Here is a 16,455-nt window from a genome sequence, read left to right on the forward strand (position 1 = left end):
GAACGGAGTGTGAACGGTTCCTGCTGACAGGATGTGTCAGGAGGACGTGTTTTCGGTTCACGACAGCGCGGGCAGATCCTCTTCGAGCATTTGCCGCAGGCGGGCGGCGGCGTGGTCGATCTCGGCGGAGAGCGATCGGAGGGCGAAGCGGGCCGGAGCGGCAAGGCGGGGGTGGTCGGGGTGACGGGCGGCAAGGTGCGCCAGGGCTGCGGCGTGGTGGAGCAGGCCGGTGAAATGAGCCACGGGCTCGGCCGCCTGCGGGGCGCGGGGATGGGCGGCCAGTGCCTGGGCGCAATCGGCCCATTGGGCAAGGCCGGTTCCGATTCCGGCTTCGAATGGCGTCTCCCGAGCCAGCGTGGCGATGGCGTCGACGAAGGCGGCGCGCGCCGGCGGGTCGGCCAATTCGCGTTTGACGAAGGCTGCGGCGAGGGCGCCATTGGCGCCTTCATAGAGGCGGGCGACGCGGCTGTCGCGCCAGATGCGCTCAATGTCGTATTCGGCAAGGTAGCCGTAGCCGCCGAGCACCTGAATGCCCAGATCGGCGGCGCGGGAGCCCATATCGGTGCAGAAGGTCTTGACGATTGGTGTGAGGAAGGTCGCGAGGCGCGGATTTGACGTGAGCAGGCCGGCGGTGTGGGCCACCATGGCGCGACCGCCAAGGGCGAGACTGTCCATGGTCAACAGCATGCGGCGGATATCGGGGAGGTCGAGCAGGCTGGCCGGAGCGCCCGAGGCGGTGCGGCCCTGCATTCGGGTGCGGGCGTAGGCGAGGGCCTTTTCATGGGCGGCGGAGGCCGCGGCCACGCCCTGGGCGGCGACATCGAGGCGGGCGTGATTCATCATGATGAACATGCCGGCCAGCCCCTTTCCGGCTTCGCCGAGCAGGTAGGCCTCGGCACCGTCGAACCGCATCTGGCAGGTGGGAGAGGCGTGGAGCCCCATCTTCTCCTCGATGCGGGTGACGGCTAGGGCGTTAGCGGTTCCGTCGTCGCGCCGGGCCGGGCAGAGGAAGAGGGAAAGGCCGCGTGTGCCCGGCGTATCGTGGGTGCGCGCGAGGACGAAATGCAGGATCGTTTCGCTCATGTCCTGATCGCCGCCAGAGATGAAGATCTTTTCGCCCGAAATCCGCCAGGTGCCGTCCGGTTGCTTTTCGGCGCGGGTGCGGATGGCGCCCAGATCGGTTCCGGCGCCGGGCTCGGTGAGAGCCATGGTGACAAGGGCCGAGCCATCGGTCAGCAGGGGCAGATAGCGGGGGGCAAGCTCGGGGGCGAGGTGAACCAGCGCATCGGCGCCGCCGCGCACCAATCCGGTGAGCATCTGGAAGGAAGCGTTGGCCGCCGCCAGCAATTGGGTGGCCATGAGGGAAACGGCGTCGGGTGCGCCAAAGCCGCCAGCGGCTTGGGACAGGTGAAGCTGGTTCCAGCCAAGATCGACGTAGGAGCGATAGGCCGCGACCATCGAAGATGGAAGATGAACGCGGCCGTCGGTGAAACGGGCGCCTTCCCTGTCGCATTCGCCCGCCGCCGGAGCGATCACCTCGCTCACGAACTGGCTGAAGGGTTCGAGCACCTGGGCCGTTTCGGACTCCTCCCATCCGGGTTGGGGGAAGGCCGCAAGGGTGAGCAAAACGTCTTCAAGCTGCGTCATCGGGCCTCCCTGTCATCCGGCTAAATGATATGCGCCATAACCATATCGATTTCCGTGTCCGGTGCAATTGGCTCTTGCGAGCATTGTCGGGCGGTGCGGACGGTGTGGTAATGGGAGGCGGTGTCGGCGCTCTTTTGACCGCCGCTTATGCCGCCAATGGAATGGACTGTGAGCAGACCTTGCTGATGCTCATGTCAGTATGGATTGCGCCGAGAGGGCAGCGGTTACTGCAATCGAGGCCATGCCCAAACCCCAGAAGAAAGAGCGCAGGCGGTTGCGACCGGTCCAGTAAGCGAGCGTGAAGGAGATGCGGGTGGCGATGTAGGCGCCGGCGGCCGTTGTGGCGAGCGGGGGTTCGGAGCCATTGCTGAACAGCAGAATGGCTGGCGGGACGAACATGGCAGCGGATTCAAGATTGTTCTGGAGCGTCCGCGCAGCGCGTCCGGCAAAGCCTTCACGCGAAAGCGGCGTGCTGCGGTCGGTAAAGGCGAAGGCGATGCCATTGGCGGTGACCGTATTGAGATGCTGGATGGCGGCCGAGAAAAACACAAGCGCGCCAGCAGTGAGAATGGCGAAGGGAAGGAGCATGTCGGGGTCCGGCTGGTGAAGGAAAGCTGGAAGATTGCTGTTCGTTCGTGTACAGACAACGCGCAATTGTTGAACTCAATTGTGCGAAATTGCACAGGGATGCAAATGTGAACACTTCCGATTTTGTGTTGGTGAAGGCCGTGGCCGCGGGCGGCAGCTTTTCGGCGGCGGCACGCATGTTGGGCATGGCGCACACGACGGTGGCGCGGCGGCTGCGGCAGCTCGAAGCCTATTACCAGACGCGGCTGTTCGATACGCGCGCCGGGCAGATGGTGCCGACGGCGGCGGGGGAACGGGTGCTAGAAAGTGCCGGGCGGATCGCAGTGGAGATGGCGGAACTCGAAAGCGGCATCAAGGGTGAGGACCAGCGGCTGACCGGAGCGGTGCGGCTGACGACGGTCGATATTCTCGCCTGGCACTACATGGACAGGATCGCTGCGTTTCGGGCGGCCTATCCCGGAATCGAGCTTACCATTGAAACGGGAACCGAACTGCGCAGCCTATCCCGGCGCGAGGCCGAAATGGCGCTGAGGCTGACCAACCGGCCGGACGAGTTTTTGTTCGGGCGCAAGGTGGGCCGGTTCGATTTCTATCCCTACTGCCGCAACGGGGCGGCGCAAGGCGAGGTCGGCACCATGGCGTGGATCGACTACAGTGGCCGCGAGTGCGGCGGGCCGGCTGGACGTTGGCTGAAACAGACCTTGCCCGATGTGCAGCCGGTGATGAGCGTATCGACACCTTTGATCATGCTGCGCGCCGTGGCGGCGGGCATGGGAACCGGTCTGCTTCCCAGCACTGTAGCGGATGGGTATGGCGGCCTGACGCGCATCGTCGATGAAATCGCCTTCTCGGTCGACATCTGGCTGCTGGCGCCGGAGGCGCTAAGGCATACGGCGCGAATCCGCGCGGTGTTCGGGGCGCTCGGGTGAGGGGGATTTTCTGCCGGGTCACCGGCGGATCGGGAGCGGGCGGTGAGGGCCGATTTTGACCGGGCGTGTGAGCTTCCGGTGCTGACGCGCTGGAGACCTGGTTCGGCCCGCGTTAACCCAGCTTTGGGTCCTGTGGCCTACCATCGGGAAAATTCCCGATGGGTAGGGCGCGAAATGAGTGGATCTATACGGTTGGCCGAGGTGTTGGGGGCACTGAGCCGGGCGCTCGACATGACCGAGGGGCAACCGCCCGGTCACTGCATGCGCTGTTGCTGGATCGGGGTGCAGGTGGGCCGGTCCATGGGCATGGACGAGGCGGCGCTGCGCGATCTCTATTATGCGCTGCTGCTCAAGGATCTGGGGTGTTCGTCCAATGCGGCGCGTATCTGTGAATTATATCTGGCCGACGATCTGACCTTCAAGCGCGACTTCAAGCATCTCGACGGCAGCCTGCCGCAGGTGCTGCGGTTCGTCCTGTCGCACACCGGGGCCGAGGCGGGGCTGGCCGAGCGGTTCCGCTCGGTGGTCAACATCATGCGCAATGGCGGTGAGATCGTCACCGATCTGATCGAAACGCGGTGCCAGCGCGGGGCGGAGATTGCCCGCCAGATGCGGTTTTCCGAAAATGTGGCGCAGGCCATCCTTGATCTCGATGAGCAGTGGAATGGCGCTGGCAAGCCGGTTGGCAAGGCCGGCGCGGATATTTCGCTGTTTTCGCGTATCGCGCTTCTGGCGCAGGTGGTGGACGTGTTCTTCATGTCCGGGGGGCCGGAGGCCGCGATGACCGAAATCACCTCGCGCTCGGGGACGTGGTTCGACCCAGCGGTGGTTTTCGCCTTTTGCGACGTGGCCGCCGACGAGACGTTCTGGGCAATGCTGGGGCGAGAAGACATCGAGCAGGTGGTGCTCGACCTCGAACCGGGGCAGGAGGTTCAGCGGGCCGATGAGGGGTATCTCGACGATATCGCGCAGGCTTTTGCGCGGGTGATCGACGCCAAGAGCCCGTTCACCTCCGGCCACAGCGAACGGGTGGCGGTGTTTTCCGACCTGATCGCCGAGGAGATGGGATACACACGGGCGCGGCGGCGCTGGCTCAAACGCGCCGCGCTGCTGCACGATATCGGCAAGCTGGGCGTATCCAACAGCGTGCTCGACAAGCCCGGCAAGCTCAATGATGACGAATGGGTTGCCATGCGCGACCACGCCCGGCTGTCCGAAGACATTTTATCGCGCATCGGCGCGTTTTCCGATCTTGCCGTGGTGGCGGGCGCGCATCACGAGCGGCTGGACGGCAAGGGCTATCCCAACGGCAAGACGGCCGACGAACTCGACCTCGACACGCGGATCATTTCGACCGCGGACGTATTCGACGCGCTGACGGCGGACCGGCCCTATCGCGCGGCGATGCCGGTTTCCAAGGCGATGGGGATATTGTGGGAAGGGGCGGGAGCATCGCATGACCCGGCATGCATCGAAGCGCTGGAGCGGGCGCTGGCGCGGTCGGAGCAGGCGGTGGCTTAGGCTGGGTGGACAGCCAGGTGATGGTGGGACATTGTCGAATGATGCGATAGGGGAGAGTGAATTTGGGTTTTGGCGTTTTTATTCATCGCGCAGACTCGATCTATGACGACAGCCCTGCCACGCAATACCAGTTTCCACATCAGTATTATTCCCGCGTGAAATCCTGTGTTGGAGACTGGATCGTTTATTACGAGCCAACCAAAGTGAAAAATTCACGCGGCTATTTTGCCGTGGCAAAGGTTGCCGACGTTACCCTCGATCCAACACGGTCCGACATGTTTTTGGCTTTGATCGAGCCAGGAAGCTATCTGCCCTTTGCGCGCCCAGTTCCGTTCGTTCTTGACAATGAGGTGGTCGAGGCTGGCCTTCTCAACGCCGTCGGGCGGATATCGGGCAGGGCGCAAGCGGCAGTGCGATCGCTTGCGCCTGCAGATTTCAACCGGATCATCGATCTGGGCCTCGTTGGGCAGGACGATCTGCTTCCGCGAAGTGATGCAATTGCCTCTGTTCCGCCTGGTTTGGCGGAAGAGCAAGCGCCGTTTGAAGTCGAAAGAGAGCGGGTGCGTGTGCTTACGTCCCGCATTCTGCGTGACAGCGTGTTTCGGCGAGTTGTCCTGAACGCATACGACTCGCGTTGTGGAATTACGGGCCTCAAGCTCATCAATGGCGGGGGGCGGGCCGAAGTGGAGGCCGCGCATATTCGGCCGGTTGAGGCCAACGGACCCGACATAATAAACAATGGCCTACCGCTTTCGGGCACAGTCCATTGGATGTTCGATCGGGGACTCATTGCGCTGGCGGATGATCTGGAGATCGTTATTTCGCGTCAGGTCAATGACCGTCAGGGACTGGAAAGCCTGATTAACAAGTCCGGGCGGCTGATTGGACCGGCCGAACTGCGGGATCGACCGCACCCTGCATTCCTGTCGTGGCATCGAGAAAATGTCTTCAAGCATTGAAGGACTTGAGGCCCGCCCTCACGTCGTTCCGTCGCCCGCCGTGGCGGCGTTGACGATGTCGTCGGGGATGTCGTCGAAGCTTGAGTAGTTCATGGTGTAGAGGCGGGCGTAGAGGCCGTTTTTGGCCATGAGCTGATCGTGGTTGCCCTGTTCGATCAACTCGCCGTTCTGCAGCACGATGATGCGGTCGGCGCCGCGGATGGTGGCGAGGCGGTGGGCGATGACGAGGCCGGTGCGGCCTTCGAGCAGGGTTTCCAGCGCCTTTTGAATCTGACGTTCTGTGTAGCTGTCGATATTGGCGGTGGCCTCGTCGAGGACGAGGATCTTTGCGTCGGCGACAAGGGCGCGGGCGAAGCTGAGCAATTGGCGCTGGCCGAGCGAGAAGTTGGAGCCGCGCTGTTCGAGGACAGTATCGTAGCCATCGGGCAGGCGGGTGATGAACTCGTGGGCACCGACGGCCTTTGAAGCCGCGATGACGTCATCGATTGTGGCGGAGGCCTTGTTGTAGCGGATGTTTTCAAACACCGTGCCGGTGAACAGGAACGGTTCCTGGAGCACCATGGCGACCTGTTCGCCCAGGCTTTCCTGGGTCACGTCGCGCACGTCATGGCCGCCGACGCGGACGGCGCCGGACTGGACTTCGTAAAAGCGATGGACGAGGGCCATGGCGCTGGTCTTGCCCGAGCCGGTGGGGCCGACAAGGGCGACGGTTTCACCGGGATTGACGTGGAAGGAGACGTGTTTGAGGACCGGGCGTTTGGGATCGTAGCCGAAGACGACGTTGTCGAAATCGACCGAGCCGTCCATGTCGCGGGTGAGGGTTGTCGCGTCGGGCTTGTCGGCGATGGAGACGGGGACGTCGAGCACTTCGGTGATGCGGCGGCCCGAGGTCATGGCGCGCTGCATGATGGAATATTGCATGGTCAGCGAGCGGATGGGATCGAAGAAGCGCTGGATGTAGAACAGGAAGGCTACGATGATGCCGACCTGCATGGAGCCGTTGAGGACCAGCGAACCGCCGACCACGATGACCGTGGCCATGGCGATGCCGGTCAAGCTGTCGACGATGGGCACCATGACCTGGGCGTAGCGCGAGCCGGTCAATTGGGTTTTCAGGTTCGACCAGGCCTTGTCGTCATAGAGGTCGAAATTGACCTTCTGGCGGTCGAGATTCTGGATGGTGCGCACCCCGTTAATGCCTTCGGCCATGGCGCCATTGGTGGCCGAGTTGGTCTCATGGGCAGCCCAGAAGGCGCGTTTGGCCGGCGGCAGCCAGAAGATGCGGACGATGAACAGGGCGGGCATGGTGGCAAGGGTCAGAAGCCCCAGACCCCAATCGAGGCTCAAAAGCACAACGACAATGCCGCACAGCAGGACCAGATCGCCGATGGAGACGATCGAGGTTTCGAGGAATTCCTGCATGGAATTGACGTCGCCCTGCAGCCGGCTCATCAGGCGCCCGACTTCGGTCTTGTCCATGAAGCTCAGCGCAACGATCTGCAGGCGCGCGAACATGGCGCGGCGCATGTCGAACAGCACGTTTTCGGCGACGTTGCCGACCTGTTTTTCCTGCACCCAGGAGGCGGCAAAGTTGAGGGAAATTACTGCGGCGAAGGCGAGGATGGCCCAGAGCAGGTTCGTGGTGTCGCCGCCTTCGGTCATGCCCGAGTCGATGGCAAAACCAATGATGAGCGGGATGGCGAGCTGGGTGGCGGTGAACAAAAGCACGGCGCCGACCGAGAGATAGATGCGGTGGCGATAGGGGTGAACGAAGGCCCAGATGCGCCGGATGGTGCGCGGGTCATAGGCCTTGCCGAACACTTCCTCCTCGATATGGGCGCTGCCCACGGTAGCGCGCGGCGGGCGCTGGCCGGGGAAGGTGGCGGCGTCGTGTTCGTCGTCGAGATCGGTCGCGGTCATTGTCCGGCCTCTTGTTGTTCGATGTCTTCGGTGGGCCGGGTCTGGAGGTCGTAGAGGGCGCGGTAGCGGCCGCCCAGGGCGAGCAGTTCGTCATGGGTGCCGCGTTCGGCGATGGCGCCGTCCTCGAGGAAGAAGATGGTATCGGCGTCCATGAGCGAGGAGAGGCGGTGGGCTATGATGATGGTGATGCGGTCCTTGGCAAAGCGGCGGATGGCCGAGCGAATGCGGTGTTCGGTGCCGGCATCGATGGCGGCGGTGGAATCGTCGAACACCATCACGGCGGGCTTGAGGACCAAGCTGCGGGCGATGGAAAGGCGCTGGCGCTGGCCGCCCGAGAGCGAGACGCCGCGTTCGCCGACGACCGTGTCGTAATCGGCGGGCAGGCCCATGATGTAATTGTGGAGCTGGGCGCTTTCGGCAGCCTTTTCGATGCGGGTTTCCTTGGCCCAGGGGTTGCCGTAGGCGATGTTGTTTTCGATCGTGGTGGTGAACAGGAACGTATCCTGCTGCACCACGGCGACGCTGGTGCGCAGGGATTTCAGCGTCACGTCGCGGACGTCCTGGCCATCGATCTTTATGCTGCCTTCGGACACGTCATAGAAGCGGGCGATCAGGTGCGCGAGCGTGGATTTGCCGCTGCCGGGGGCGCCGACGATGCCGATGGTCTGGCCCTTGCGGGCGACAAAGCTGACGTCCTTGAGGGTCGGATGGGCGGCGCCGTCATATGTAAAGCCGACATGGTCAAAGCTGAGCGTGCCGTCGGTGACGGTGAGATCGGTGGCGCCGGGTTTGTCCCTGATCGCGACGGGGGCATCGATGAAGGCAAAGAAGCGATTGCCGCAGGTCGAGGCGCGGGCAAAGGAATTGACCATCAGGCCGAGCTGGCGCACGGGCATCTGCAGGATGGTCATGAAGGTGAGAAAGCTCGCCAGGGTGCCGACGCTGATTTCGCCGGCGATGACCTTGTTGCCGCCCACCCAGAGCACCAGCCCCATGGCGGCGAAAAAGGAAAAGGTCATCATCGAGGTGTTTTTCACCCGGATGTTGGTGCGCTGGTGGGCAAGGCCGAGAGCATCGTCGGAGGCGGTGTCGAACTTTTTGAGTTCGTGCTTCTGGCCGGAAAACGCGCGAACGACGCGGATGCCGCCGAGGTTTTCTTCCATGATGCGGGTGAGAACCGAGAGCTTTTCCTGCAGGGTCAGCCAGGTCTTGCGCAGGGTCAACTGGGCGACCGAGGAGCGCCAGGCGACGAAGGGCACGAAGCTGAGCGCCAGAAGGCCGAGCACGATATCGGTCGAAATCAGCATCCAGGCGCCGACGCCGATCAGGATGGTGAGCAGGACGACGCGGATCAGGCCGGTCGAAAAGAACATGCGGATGCCGTCGAGATCGAGCAGGCCGATGGTGATGAGATCGCCCGAATGAACCTTGTCGTGATAGGCGTAAGGCAGGCGCTGGACCTTGTCGTAAAAGGCCAGCCGCAGTTCGTAGCCAACGTGGTGGCCCACCGATTCCGCGAAATAGTTCTGGAGCAGGGTGAACAGCCCGCGCAGGATGGAGACGACGAGCAGGGTGATGGCGCTGACCCAAAGGGCCTGTTCGGCCTCTGCTCCGGTGACGGAAAGAATGTTCTGGGCCTGATCGATGGCCTGTCCAAGCAGCCGTGGAATGGCAAGCTGGAGCAGGGCGGCGACGATGGTCGCAACCACGGCGATGGCCACCTGCCAGTGGTGACGGAGGGATAGAAGGGCAATCCGCAACAGGGGGCTGCGATCTTTGCCCGAATGGGCGGCGGCAACATGGGCCCTGGCGTCGCCACGCGAACGCTCCCGGCCAGCCGTGAGGGTGGTCACTTCAGTATCCAGACATCAAAAAACGCCCGAAGGAGACGCGGGAATCGGTCTTGAAGAAAATCGGGCAAATCACTCGCCCGTGTATTCAAGGACGATTTGTAACATGTTGCAAGATGTTCCCTGCCTTCAGGGGACAATTTGCCCGACCGGTTCGTGAATGCCGACAGAGACGTGCAGTGCGGAGGCCCGACCACGAAAAAGCCCTCGCCGGGGAGGGTCGGCAAGGGCCTTGGTGCATGGGATTGAAATGAATGACTTGCCGGTCAGGCGAAGGCGCCGGTGAAGGCCATAACCGTAACCATCATGGTGACCATGACGGCGCCGGCGGCGGTTCCGATGCTCATCTGAATAAGGGTGCGGGCCATTTTCAGCCTCCAGTGTTTTATGCCTCTGTACCGCATTAAACGGGGCAGAACCGGATTTGGTTTCATCCGATGACGGCTTCGTGTGCGGTGAGGCGATAAGGCCATTTTCCGGCTGAACAGGGACTGAACGAGCGGTTCAGGCTTTCGGAAGCGGGAAACAAAGCGCCTAAATTATGGGCGCAGGCTGCGCATTTTCGGCGCAGATCGCATTGCGCCAGAAGTTCTCCCCGAAAAACATTCAATAAAATCAACAGGCTCTGCTTTGGCATGATGATTGCATCCAATTTTGCATGCAAACTGATTGAGGTGAAAAGCATGATGGATGGACTGATCGCGGGGACGGATCTGACCAAGATCTATGCAACGGCGACGGGGCCGCTGGTTGCGCTCGACGGGGTTTCCTTTTCCATCGAGGAAGGTGAGTTCATTTCGCTGGTCGGCCCGAGCGGGTGCGGGAAATCGACGTTGCTTTCCATTCTGGGAGGGCTCGAGGAGCGTTCTGACGGCGACCTGATCCTGGCGGGACAGCGGCTCGATCAGCCCCGGGCCGATATCGGCATGATGTTTCAGACCTCGGTGCTGTTTCCATGGCGGACAGTGCGCCAGAACGTGGAACTGCCCGGCGTCATCCTCAATCTGGATCGGAAACAGCAGGCCGAGCGGTGCGACGAACTGCTGGACCTTGTGGGATTGAACGGGTTCGGGGAACGCTATCCCAAGGAGCTTTCTGGCGGCATGCGGCAGCGCGTAGCGCTGGCCCGGCTGCTGGCGCACGATCCGCGTGTGTTGCTGATGGACGAGCCGTTCGGCGCGCTGGACGAATTTACCCGAGAGACGATGAATCTCGAACTGCTCAAGGTCTGGGAGAAGACCGGTAAGACCGTGATTTTCGTCACCCACAACATCGGCGAGGCGGTGTTTCTGTCGGACCGGATTTTCGTCATGACACCGCGACCGGGGCGACTCGAGGGCGTCGTCGAGGTGGACCTGCCGCGACCGCGGAGGACCGAGATGATGCGCGACCAGCGCTATTCCGACCATGTTTTCGAGATCCGCCGCATGCTCGGTGTGGATCATTGAGCCTCAGCACGGAAAGGAGAGAGACGATGACATCTGCCGGGCAAGCCATGATCACTGAGCAGACACCGATACATGCAGACGATGCAAGCGCGACCGAAGCCTTCGTGGCACGCGAACGGGCCAAGGCTCGGCGCACCGTGCTCAACAACAGGCTGATGGCGGCGGGCTTCGGGCTCTTTGTCCTCGCTCTCTGGGCGTTCGTCACGGAAGCCGGGATCGTGCATGCGCTGATCATTCCCTCGCCAGTCGATACGTTCTGGGCGACCGGGCGGGTAATGAGCGCGGGCTATTTCTGGCCGAACGTGCTGGTCACGCTTTCCGAAATTGCCTGGGGGTTTTTCTGGGGATTGAGCAGTGGCGTGCTGTTCGGAGTCGGGGTTGCCATGTTCCCCTTCGTTCGGGCCACCATCTATCCCTACCTGGTGGCGCTGCAGGCCCCGCCCAAGATCGTTCTGGCGCCGATCTTCATCACATGGTTCGGGTTCGATCAGGCCTCAAAGATCGCCATTGCGGCGGTGATGAGCTTTTTTCCGATGTTTCTCAACACGCTGACCGGGCTGGCCTCGGTCGATCCCAATGCTGTGCGGCTTATGAAGTCGCTGACGGCGGGCCGCTGGAAAACCTTTCGCTACCTGCTGCTGCCCAACGCACTGCCGATCATGATGGCCGGGGTCAAGCTGTGCTGGACGCTGGCGGTGCTCGGGGTGATCGTCGGCGAGTTTGTGGGCGCGTCGGCGGGGATCGGATATCTCATCTACGCCATGAATTTCCAGCTCGATATCGCTGGCGTCTTCTCGCTCATCATCCTGCTCTCGGTGTTCACGCTGGCTGTCTATCAGTTCATCGAGTGGCTCGAGAGCCGCATCGTATTCTGGCAGCAGGTGTAGCTGCCGGCCCCTTTTTACAAGACTTCGAACGAGATCGGACATCCCCCCGGGATAGTCCGGCGCGGAGGGACATTTCAAATGGAGAACAAAGAAATGACTGGTGCAAATATCCTCGCCAAGGCGGGAGCCGCGGCCCTTTCGACGAGCCTTTTGGCGCTGCTTACCGCCGGGGCTGCCTTCGGGCAGGACCTTACGCCCTTTAACGGGGTTACGGCGCAGGGCGGTCCGACCGCCCAGATGTTCCCGATCTTCATGGCCCAGGAAATGGGTTATTATGAAGACGAGGGCCTGGACGTTACGCTCAACTATTCAAAGGGGTCCTCAGACGCTGCGCGGCAGTTGGCTGCCGGCAATGTGGACTGGGGAATCTTTTCCTCGGCTGCAACGATGCAGACCGTCCAGCGCGGGTTCCCGCTCAAGGCGATCATGCAGGTCTATTATCCCGACACGTTCGATATCGTTGTGCCCGAAGAGAGCGAGGTGCAATCGATGGCGGACATGGCCGGGCTGACGATCGGGCTGTCCGATCTGGCCGGCGGTGAAGTGCCGATGACGCGGGCCTCGATCGTCTCGTCGGGACTGGTCGAAGGATCGGACGTGCGGCTGGTGGTTGCAGGGGAAGGCGATCCCACGACGGTGCGCTCCTTTGAAGAAGGGCGCATCCAGGCCTATGCCGGCGCCAAGCGTGATCTGCTTTTGCTTCCCGCACAAGGTCTCGCCATTCGCTCGATCACCCCCGACGTCATTGCCCAGTTTCCAGGCGATGCGCTGGCCGTGCGGCTGGAAACCTATGAAGCCGATCCCGAGCTGCTCGCCAAATTCGTTCGGGCGACGCTCAAGGGCTGGTCATACGGGATGACCAATCCAGACGAGGCGTTCGAGCTGCTCAAGACCGAGTATGCTTCAGCTTCGCTCGGCGACAACCCGGTCGCCGCGGAGTTCTGGGCACTCGTTCAGACCTATTACACAGCGCCCGAGGCCGTCGAACTGCATGGCGAGTTCGTTCCCGAGGCGTGGGAAATCTACATGGAATATTTACAACTGGGCGAGGGCGAACAGAAGGCGTTGGCTGGACCGGTCGATCTGTCGGAGGTTCTGACCGACGACATCGTTGAAGCTGCGTGGGATGGGCTCGAACTGCCCTGACATCATTTCCGGGGGGCAATGCCTCCCGGCTCCGCACTCCTCTCATATTGGTTCCCATGATCCCCAACAGTTCCCACACCGTCGATCTGGCCGTTGTCGGCGCGCATCTGCGTGGTATGCCGCTCAATCACGAGTTGACCGAGCGCGGCGCGGTTTTCCTGCGCGAGTGTCAGACCGCGCCTTGCTACAAGCTTTTCGCATTGCCCGGCACCACTCCGCCCAAGCCAGGGCTGCTACGGGTGCACGATGGCGAGGGAAGCGCCATCGTTGTGGAAGTATGGCGCCTGGAGGTCTCGGCCTTCGGATCGTTCGTTGCGGCGATCCCCGCGCCCATGGGGATCGGTGTGGCGCGGCTCGATGATGGGACAGAGGTCAAGGGCTTCATTGCCGAACCGCTGGCCCTGGACGGCGCGCTCGATATCACTGCGTTCGGTGGATGGCGCAGCTACCTGGCCAGTCTCGCCGCGGCGCAGGACGCCTGATTTCAAGACTTCAGCGTTGGCGAGACCTCGCCGACCGAGGCGCGCACCACAAGCATGTGATCGCGCATCGCGTCGGCCGTGGCATCAGGGTTGCGGGCGACGATGGCGTCGACCACCCGCTGGTGTTCTTCGACCGATTTGAGCAGGCGCCCGAGGGAGCGGAACTGCGCTTTGCGGAACGGAGCGACACGATTGCGCACGCCGATGGTCACCTCGGCGAGGAAACTGTTGCCGCCGACCGCATAAACCGTCTCGTGAAAGAGGAGATTGGTCTGGTAATAGGCATCGATATCGCCGAGCCTTGCGGCATCGGCGCAATCGGCGTGGACACGGTCGAGCGCCTCGAGATCTGATGGCGTGGCGCGTTCTGCTGCGGATCGGGCGCACAGGGCTTCAAGTTCGGCCATTACCCCAAACATTTCGGTGAGCCGCTCGGGCGTGAAATTGGGAACGACGGCGCCGCGATGGGGTCTGGCCTCTGCGAAACCGATCGCTTCGAGCTGGCGTATGGCTTCGCGCACAGGGGTTCGGGAAACCGAAAACCGTTCGGCCAGCGATGCCTCGTCAAGAACGACGCCGGGTCCCATCTCACCGCGCACGATGGCATCGGCGAGGGCGGAGCGGATACGATCGGTGGCTGTCTGCTTTTTCACAGGCGATCCTGAATGCGAGTTTGCATGCAATCTTTAGGCAAGCGAGAGCGCCGTGTAAATCGGGGCGGGGTGAAAGTCTGGGGGGAAAGCCGGCAGGAACAATGATGGCGGAAAAAGACACCGCGGGGGCGGGAGGTGCTGAAAATTTTAAGCATTTCTGCATAGGGTCTCGACGCGCTCCGACTGTGGCAGGGGACGGCATCGGCCGGAGCTGTGGGCGGATTGCGCACATGGCCGGCGGCTTTGTCCCTGGCGTTCAATCCTCCCGCGCAATGTCGGCCTCCCGTCCAGAAAGGGCGGAAGGGCTCTCGGGCTCGAATTACGGATTGAAAGACAGAATGTTTTCGAAACTCAGTGTTAAATTCAGGGTTTATGGCGCCTTTGGCGTTCTCATGGTGTGTCTGCTTCTTGTCGGTCTGGCCGGCCAGTTCGGCGTGCAGGCGATGAATGGCCTCCTCGACGGATACCAAAAGAGTGCCGCCAAGACCCAGGAAATCAACGATTACGTCCGCGACCTCGAAGCAGCGCGGCGGCTCAATTACGAATTCCGGCTCAACCCGTCCGAAGAAACTGCCGAAGCACTGGTGCTCATGATCGAGGACGTCGCAACCAACGACGCCGATGGTCTTGCCCACTTTGCCAGCGATCCTGAGGCCCTGGCCACGATTGGCGAAGTTGAAGTGCTTGCCCAGCAATATCTGACCGCTGCCAAGGAGATGATTGCCGGGCAGCAGGCGATGAATGTCACGGCACAGGTGGCCGCATCACGTACGCTTGATGAACTGGGTCCGCAGATGCAGTCGCTGTACGACGATCTGTCCGATCAGATCACCGATCAGCAGAATGCGCTGGGCGCCCGGATCGACGGTGAGCAAAACTATTACATGACGATCCTGATCGCCGAGATCGTTGCGGCGCTGCTGATCGGAGCGGTTTGCGCGTTTGCGATGGGCCGCTGGCTGTCGGGCGCGATTTCGGGCATGACGACAATGATGCGGCGGCTGGCCGATGGCGACTTCAACACCGATATCTCGGGAAGCGAGCGCGAGCACGAATTGGGCCAGATGGCCAAGGCGCTGCAGGTGTTCCGCTCCAACGGGCAGGCCATGGAAGCGGCCGAGGCCGAGCGGTTGCTCAACGCCAAGACCGCTGCGGAGCGGGCCGAAATGATGGACCGGTTCCAGACAGCGTTCGACGCGGTGATCGAGGCCTGTGTTGCGGGCAATTTCACAACGCGGATCACCGAAACCTTCGGCGATGAGGACATCGACCGGGTGGCGGCGAATTTCAACTCCATGCTCGATACGGTCAATGCCGGACTGGGCGAAGCCGGGCATGTGCTCTCGGCTCTGGCACGCACCGATCTGACCCAGCGCATGGAGGGCCAGTACCAGGGCGCCTTTGCGGCATTGCGTGATGATACCAATTCGGTGGCGGAAAAGCTGACCGAGATCGTTGCACAGCTCAAGACCACCTCGCGCGGCCTCAAGACGGCCACCGGCGAAATTCTGGCCGGGGCCAACGATCTGTCGGAACGCACGACGCGTCAGGCCGCGGCGATCGAGGAAACCTCGGCGGCCATCGAGCAAATGACCTCCACGGTCAAGGGCAATGCCGACAAGGCCGAGATCGCCTATGGCAAGAGCCAGGCCGCAGCCGAACTGGCCAATGCCGGCGGGGAGGTGATGGTCAAGGCAACGACCGCGATGGAACGCATCACGACGTCTTCAGGCAAGATTTCCAACATCATCGGCATGATCGACGATATCGCTTTCCAAACCAACCTTTTGGCGCTGAACGCTTCGGTGGAAGCGGCACGGGCCGGGGATGCGGGTAAGGGCTTTGCCGTGGTGGCTGTGGAAGTGCGGCGCCTGGCGCAGTCCGCGGCTTCGGCCTCGTCCGAGGTCAAGGCGCTGATCGAGCAGTCGTCCAATGAGGTCGACGGCGGGTCGAAACTGGTGGCAGAGGCTGCCTCCAAGCTGAGCGATATCCTGGCCGCGGTTCGGGAAAATTCCGAACTGATGCAGGGGATTTCCGAGGCCAATCGCGAGCAGACCACGGCGATTGGCGAAGTGCGCACCGCCGTGCAGCAGATGGACGAGATGACCCAGCACAACGCCGCGCTGGTCGAGGAAACCAACGCCGCGATCGAGCAGACCGAGGCGCAGGCTTCCGAGCTCGACCGGGTGGTGGCGATCTTTACCATCGACAAGAACACGGCCATTGCCGGCGAACCGGCCGCGCCCCAAACGCGCAAGCCGGAAGTGGCCAAGGCGGCGCGCTCATATCTGACACAGGGCAATGCCGCGCTGAAGGATGACTGGTCGGAGTTCTAAGACCACATCCGCCGTTACAGGATCGAAAAGCCCGCGCAGTATTCTGCGCGGGCTTTTGTTTTGGGTGGCTTGCGCGGGATCGGCTTTCT

General features: G+C 62.2%; 14 protein-coding genes. 8 read left to right on the forward strand and 6 right to left on the reverse strand.

Annotated features, from left to right (window positions below; all coding sequences use genetic code 11):
• Window positions 1–57: 57 nt before the first annotated feature.
• Window positions 58–1,647 carry an acyl-CoA dehydrogenase family protein gene (locus tag OF122_RS06145; RefSeq protein ID WP_264226925.1) on the reverse strand — a complete coding sequence of 530 codons (1,590 nt, stop codon included), beginning with the start codon at window positions 1,645–1,647 and terminating at the stop codon, window positions 58–60.
• A 189-nt stretch (window positions 1,648–1,836) separates the two neighbouring features.
• Window positions 1,837–2,235 carry an MAPEG family protein gene (locus tag OF122_RS06150; RefSeq protein ID WP_264226926.1) on the reverse strand — a complete coding sequence of 133 codons (399 nt, stop codon included), beginning with the start codon at window positions 2,233–2,235 and terminating at the stop codon, window positions 1,837–1,839.
• 107 nt (window positions 2,236–2,342) lie between these two features.
• On the opposite strand from OF122_RS06150, the gene OF122_RS06155 reads away from it, so the two are divergent.
• The 3 genes from OF122_RS06155 to OF122_RS06165 all read left to right on the forward strand — a co-directional run bounded on the left by OF122_RS06155 (window position 2,343) and on the right by OF122_RS06165 (window position 5,644).
• Complete coding sequence (locus OF122_RS06155; protein WP_264226927.1) at window positions 2,343–3,164, forward strand: LysR family transcriptional regulator; 822 nt, start codon at window positions 2,343–2,345, stop codon at window positions 3,162–3,164.
• Between the two features lie 174 nt (window positions 3,165–3,338).
• Window positions 3,339–4,685 (forward strand): HD-GYP domain-containing protein, encoded by a 1,347-nt coding sequence (locus OF122_RS06160; RefSeq protein ID WP_264226928.1) that lies wholly within the window; start codon window positions 3,339–3,341, stop codon window positions 4,683–4,685.
• Between the two features lie 62 nt (window positions 4,686–4,747).
• Complete coding sequence (locus OF122_RS06165; RefSeq protein WP_264226929.1) at window positions 4,748–5,644, forward strand: HNH endonuclease; 897 nt, start codon at window positions 4,748–4,750, stop codon at window positions 5,642–5,644.
• An 18-nt stretch (window positions 5,645–5,662) separates the two neighbouring features.
• On the opposite strand, the gene OF122_RS06170 is transcribed toward OF122_RS06165, so the two are convergent.
• From OF122_RS06170 to OF122_RS06180, 3 genes are all read right to left on the reverse strand, one after another.
• The gene (locus OF122_RS06170; protein ID WP_264226930.1) at window positions 5,663–7,564 is read right to left on the reverse strand and encodes an ABC transporter ATP-binding protein; all 1,902 of its coding nucleotides are present in this window, start codon (window positions 7,562–7,564) and stop codon (window positions 5,663–5,665) included.
• Complete coding sequence (locus OF122_RS06175; RefSeq protein WP_264226931.1) at window positions 7,561–9,417, reverse strand: ABC transporter ATP-binding protein; 1,857 nt, start codon at window positions 9,415–9,417, stop codon at window positions 7,561–7,563. Before OF122_RS06175 ends, OF122_RS06170 begins: the two co-directional genes overlap by 4 nt.
• 427 nt (window positions 9,418–9,844) lie before the next feature.
• Window positions 9,845–10,051 carry a hypothetical protein gene (locus tag OF122_RS06180; RefSeq protein WP_264226932.1) on the reverse strand — a complete coding sequence of 69 codons (207 nt, stop codon included), beginning with the start codon at window positions 10,049–10,051 and terminating at the stop codon, window positions 9,845–9,847.
• 46 nt (window positions 10,052–10,097) lie between these two features.
• Between OF122_RS06180 and OF122_RS06185 the strand changes: the two genes are divergently transcribed.
• The 4 genes from OF122_RS06185 to OF122_RS06200 all read left to right on the forward strand — a co-directional run bounded on the left by OF122_RS06185 (window position 10,098) and on the right by OF122_RS06200 (window position 13,377).
• Entirely contained in the window at window positions 10,098–10,862 is a 765-nt protein-coding gene (locus OF122_RS06185) for an ABC transporter ATP-binding protein (protein WP_264226933.1), read from the forward strand.
• A 26-nt stretch (window positions 10,863–10,888) separates the two neighbouring features.
• The gene (locus OF122_RS06190) at window positions 10,889–11,749 is read left to right on the forward strand and encodes an ABC transporter permease (protein WP_264226934.1); all 861 of its coding nucleotides are present in this window, start codon (window positions 10,889–10,891) and stop codon (window positions 11,747–11,749) included.
• 93 nt (window positions 11,750–11,842) lie between these two features.
• Window positions 11,843–12,895, forward strand: a complete 1,053-nt coding sequence (locus OF122_RS06195) for an ABC transporter substrate-binding protein (RefSeq protein ID WP_264226935.1) — start codon at window positions 11,843–11,845, stop codon at window positions 12,893–12,895.
• A gap of 56 nt (window positions 12,896–12,951) precedes the next feature.
• On the forward strand, window positions 12,952–13,377 hold the full coding sequence (locus OF122_RS06200; protein ID WP_264226936.1) for an allophanate hydrolase-related protein: 426 nt from the start codon (window positions 12,952–12,954) through the stop codon (window positions 13,375–13,377).
• 2 nt (window positions 13,378–13,379) lie between these two features.
• On the opposite strand, the gene OF122_RS06205 is transcribed toward OF122_RS06200, so the two are convergent.
• On the reverse strand, window positions 13,380–14,030 hold the full coding sequence (locus OF122_RS06205) for a GntR family transcriptional regulator (RefSeq protein ID WP_264226937.1): 651 nt from the start codon (window positions 14,028–14,030) through the stop codon (window positions 13,380–13,382).
• A 338-nt stretch (window positions 14,031–14,368) separates the two neighbouring features.
• Here OF122_RS06205 and OF122_RS06210 point away from each other — a divergent pair, with 338 nt between their 5' ends.
• A complete protein-coding gene (locus tag OF122_RS06210; protein ID WP_264226938.1) occupies window positions 14,369–16,366 on the forward strand; it encodes a methyl-accepting chemotaxis protein in 1,998 nt (665 codons plus the stop codon).
• Window positions 16,367–16,455: the final 89 nt, after the last annotated feature.

This window comes from Pelagibacterium flavum (assembly GCF_025854335.1).
GTDB classification, from domain to species: Bacteria; Pseudomonadota; Alphaproteobacteria; order Rhizobiales; family Devosiaceae; genus Pelagibacterium; species Pelagibacterium flavum.

Coding starts and splice junctions, on each gene's coding strand:
- OF122_RS06145 (WP_264226925.1), bottom strand. CDS start 1,647: ATGACGCAGCTTGAAGACGTTTTGCTCACCCTTGCGGCCTTCCCCCAA.
- OF122_RS06150 (WP_264226926.1), bottom strand. CDS start 2,235: ATGCTCCTTCCCTTCGCCATTCTCACTGCTGGCGCGCTTGTGTTTTTC.
- OF122_RS06160 (WP_264226928.1), top strand. CDS start 3,339: ATGAGTGGATCTATACGGTTGGCCGAGGTGTTGGGGGCACTGAGCCGG.
- OF122_RS06170 (WP_264226930.1), bottom strand. CDS start 7,564: ATGACCGCGACCGATCTCGACGACGAACACGACGCCGCCACCTTCCCC.
- OF122_RS06180 (WP_264226932.1), bottom strand. CDS start 10,051: ATGCCAAAGCAGAGCCTGTTGATTTTATTGAATGTTTTTCGGGGAGAA.
- OF122_RS06185 (WP_264226933.1), top strand. CDS start 10,098: ATGATGGATGGACTGATCGCGGGGACGGATCTGACCAAGATCTATGCA.
- OF122_RS06190 (WP_264226934.1), top strand. CDS start 10,889: ATGACATCTGCCGGGCAAGCCATGATCACTGAGCAGACACCGATACAT.
- OF122_RS06195 (WP_264226935.1), top strand. CDS start 11,843: ATGACTGGTGCAAATATCCTCGCCAAGGCGGGAGCCGCGGCCCTTTCG.
- OF122_RS06200 (WP_264226936.1), top strand. CDS start 12,952: ATGATCCCCAACAGTTCCCACACCGTCGATCTGGCCGTTGTCGGCGCG.
- OF122_RS06210 (WP_264226938.1), top strand. CDS start 14,369: ATGTTTTCGAAACTCAGTGTTAAATTCAGGGTTTATGGCGCCTTTGGC.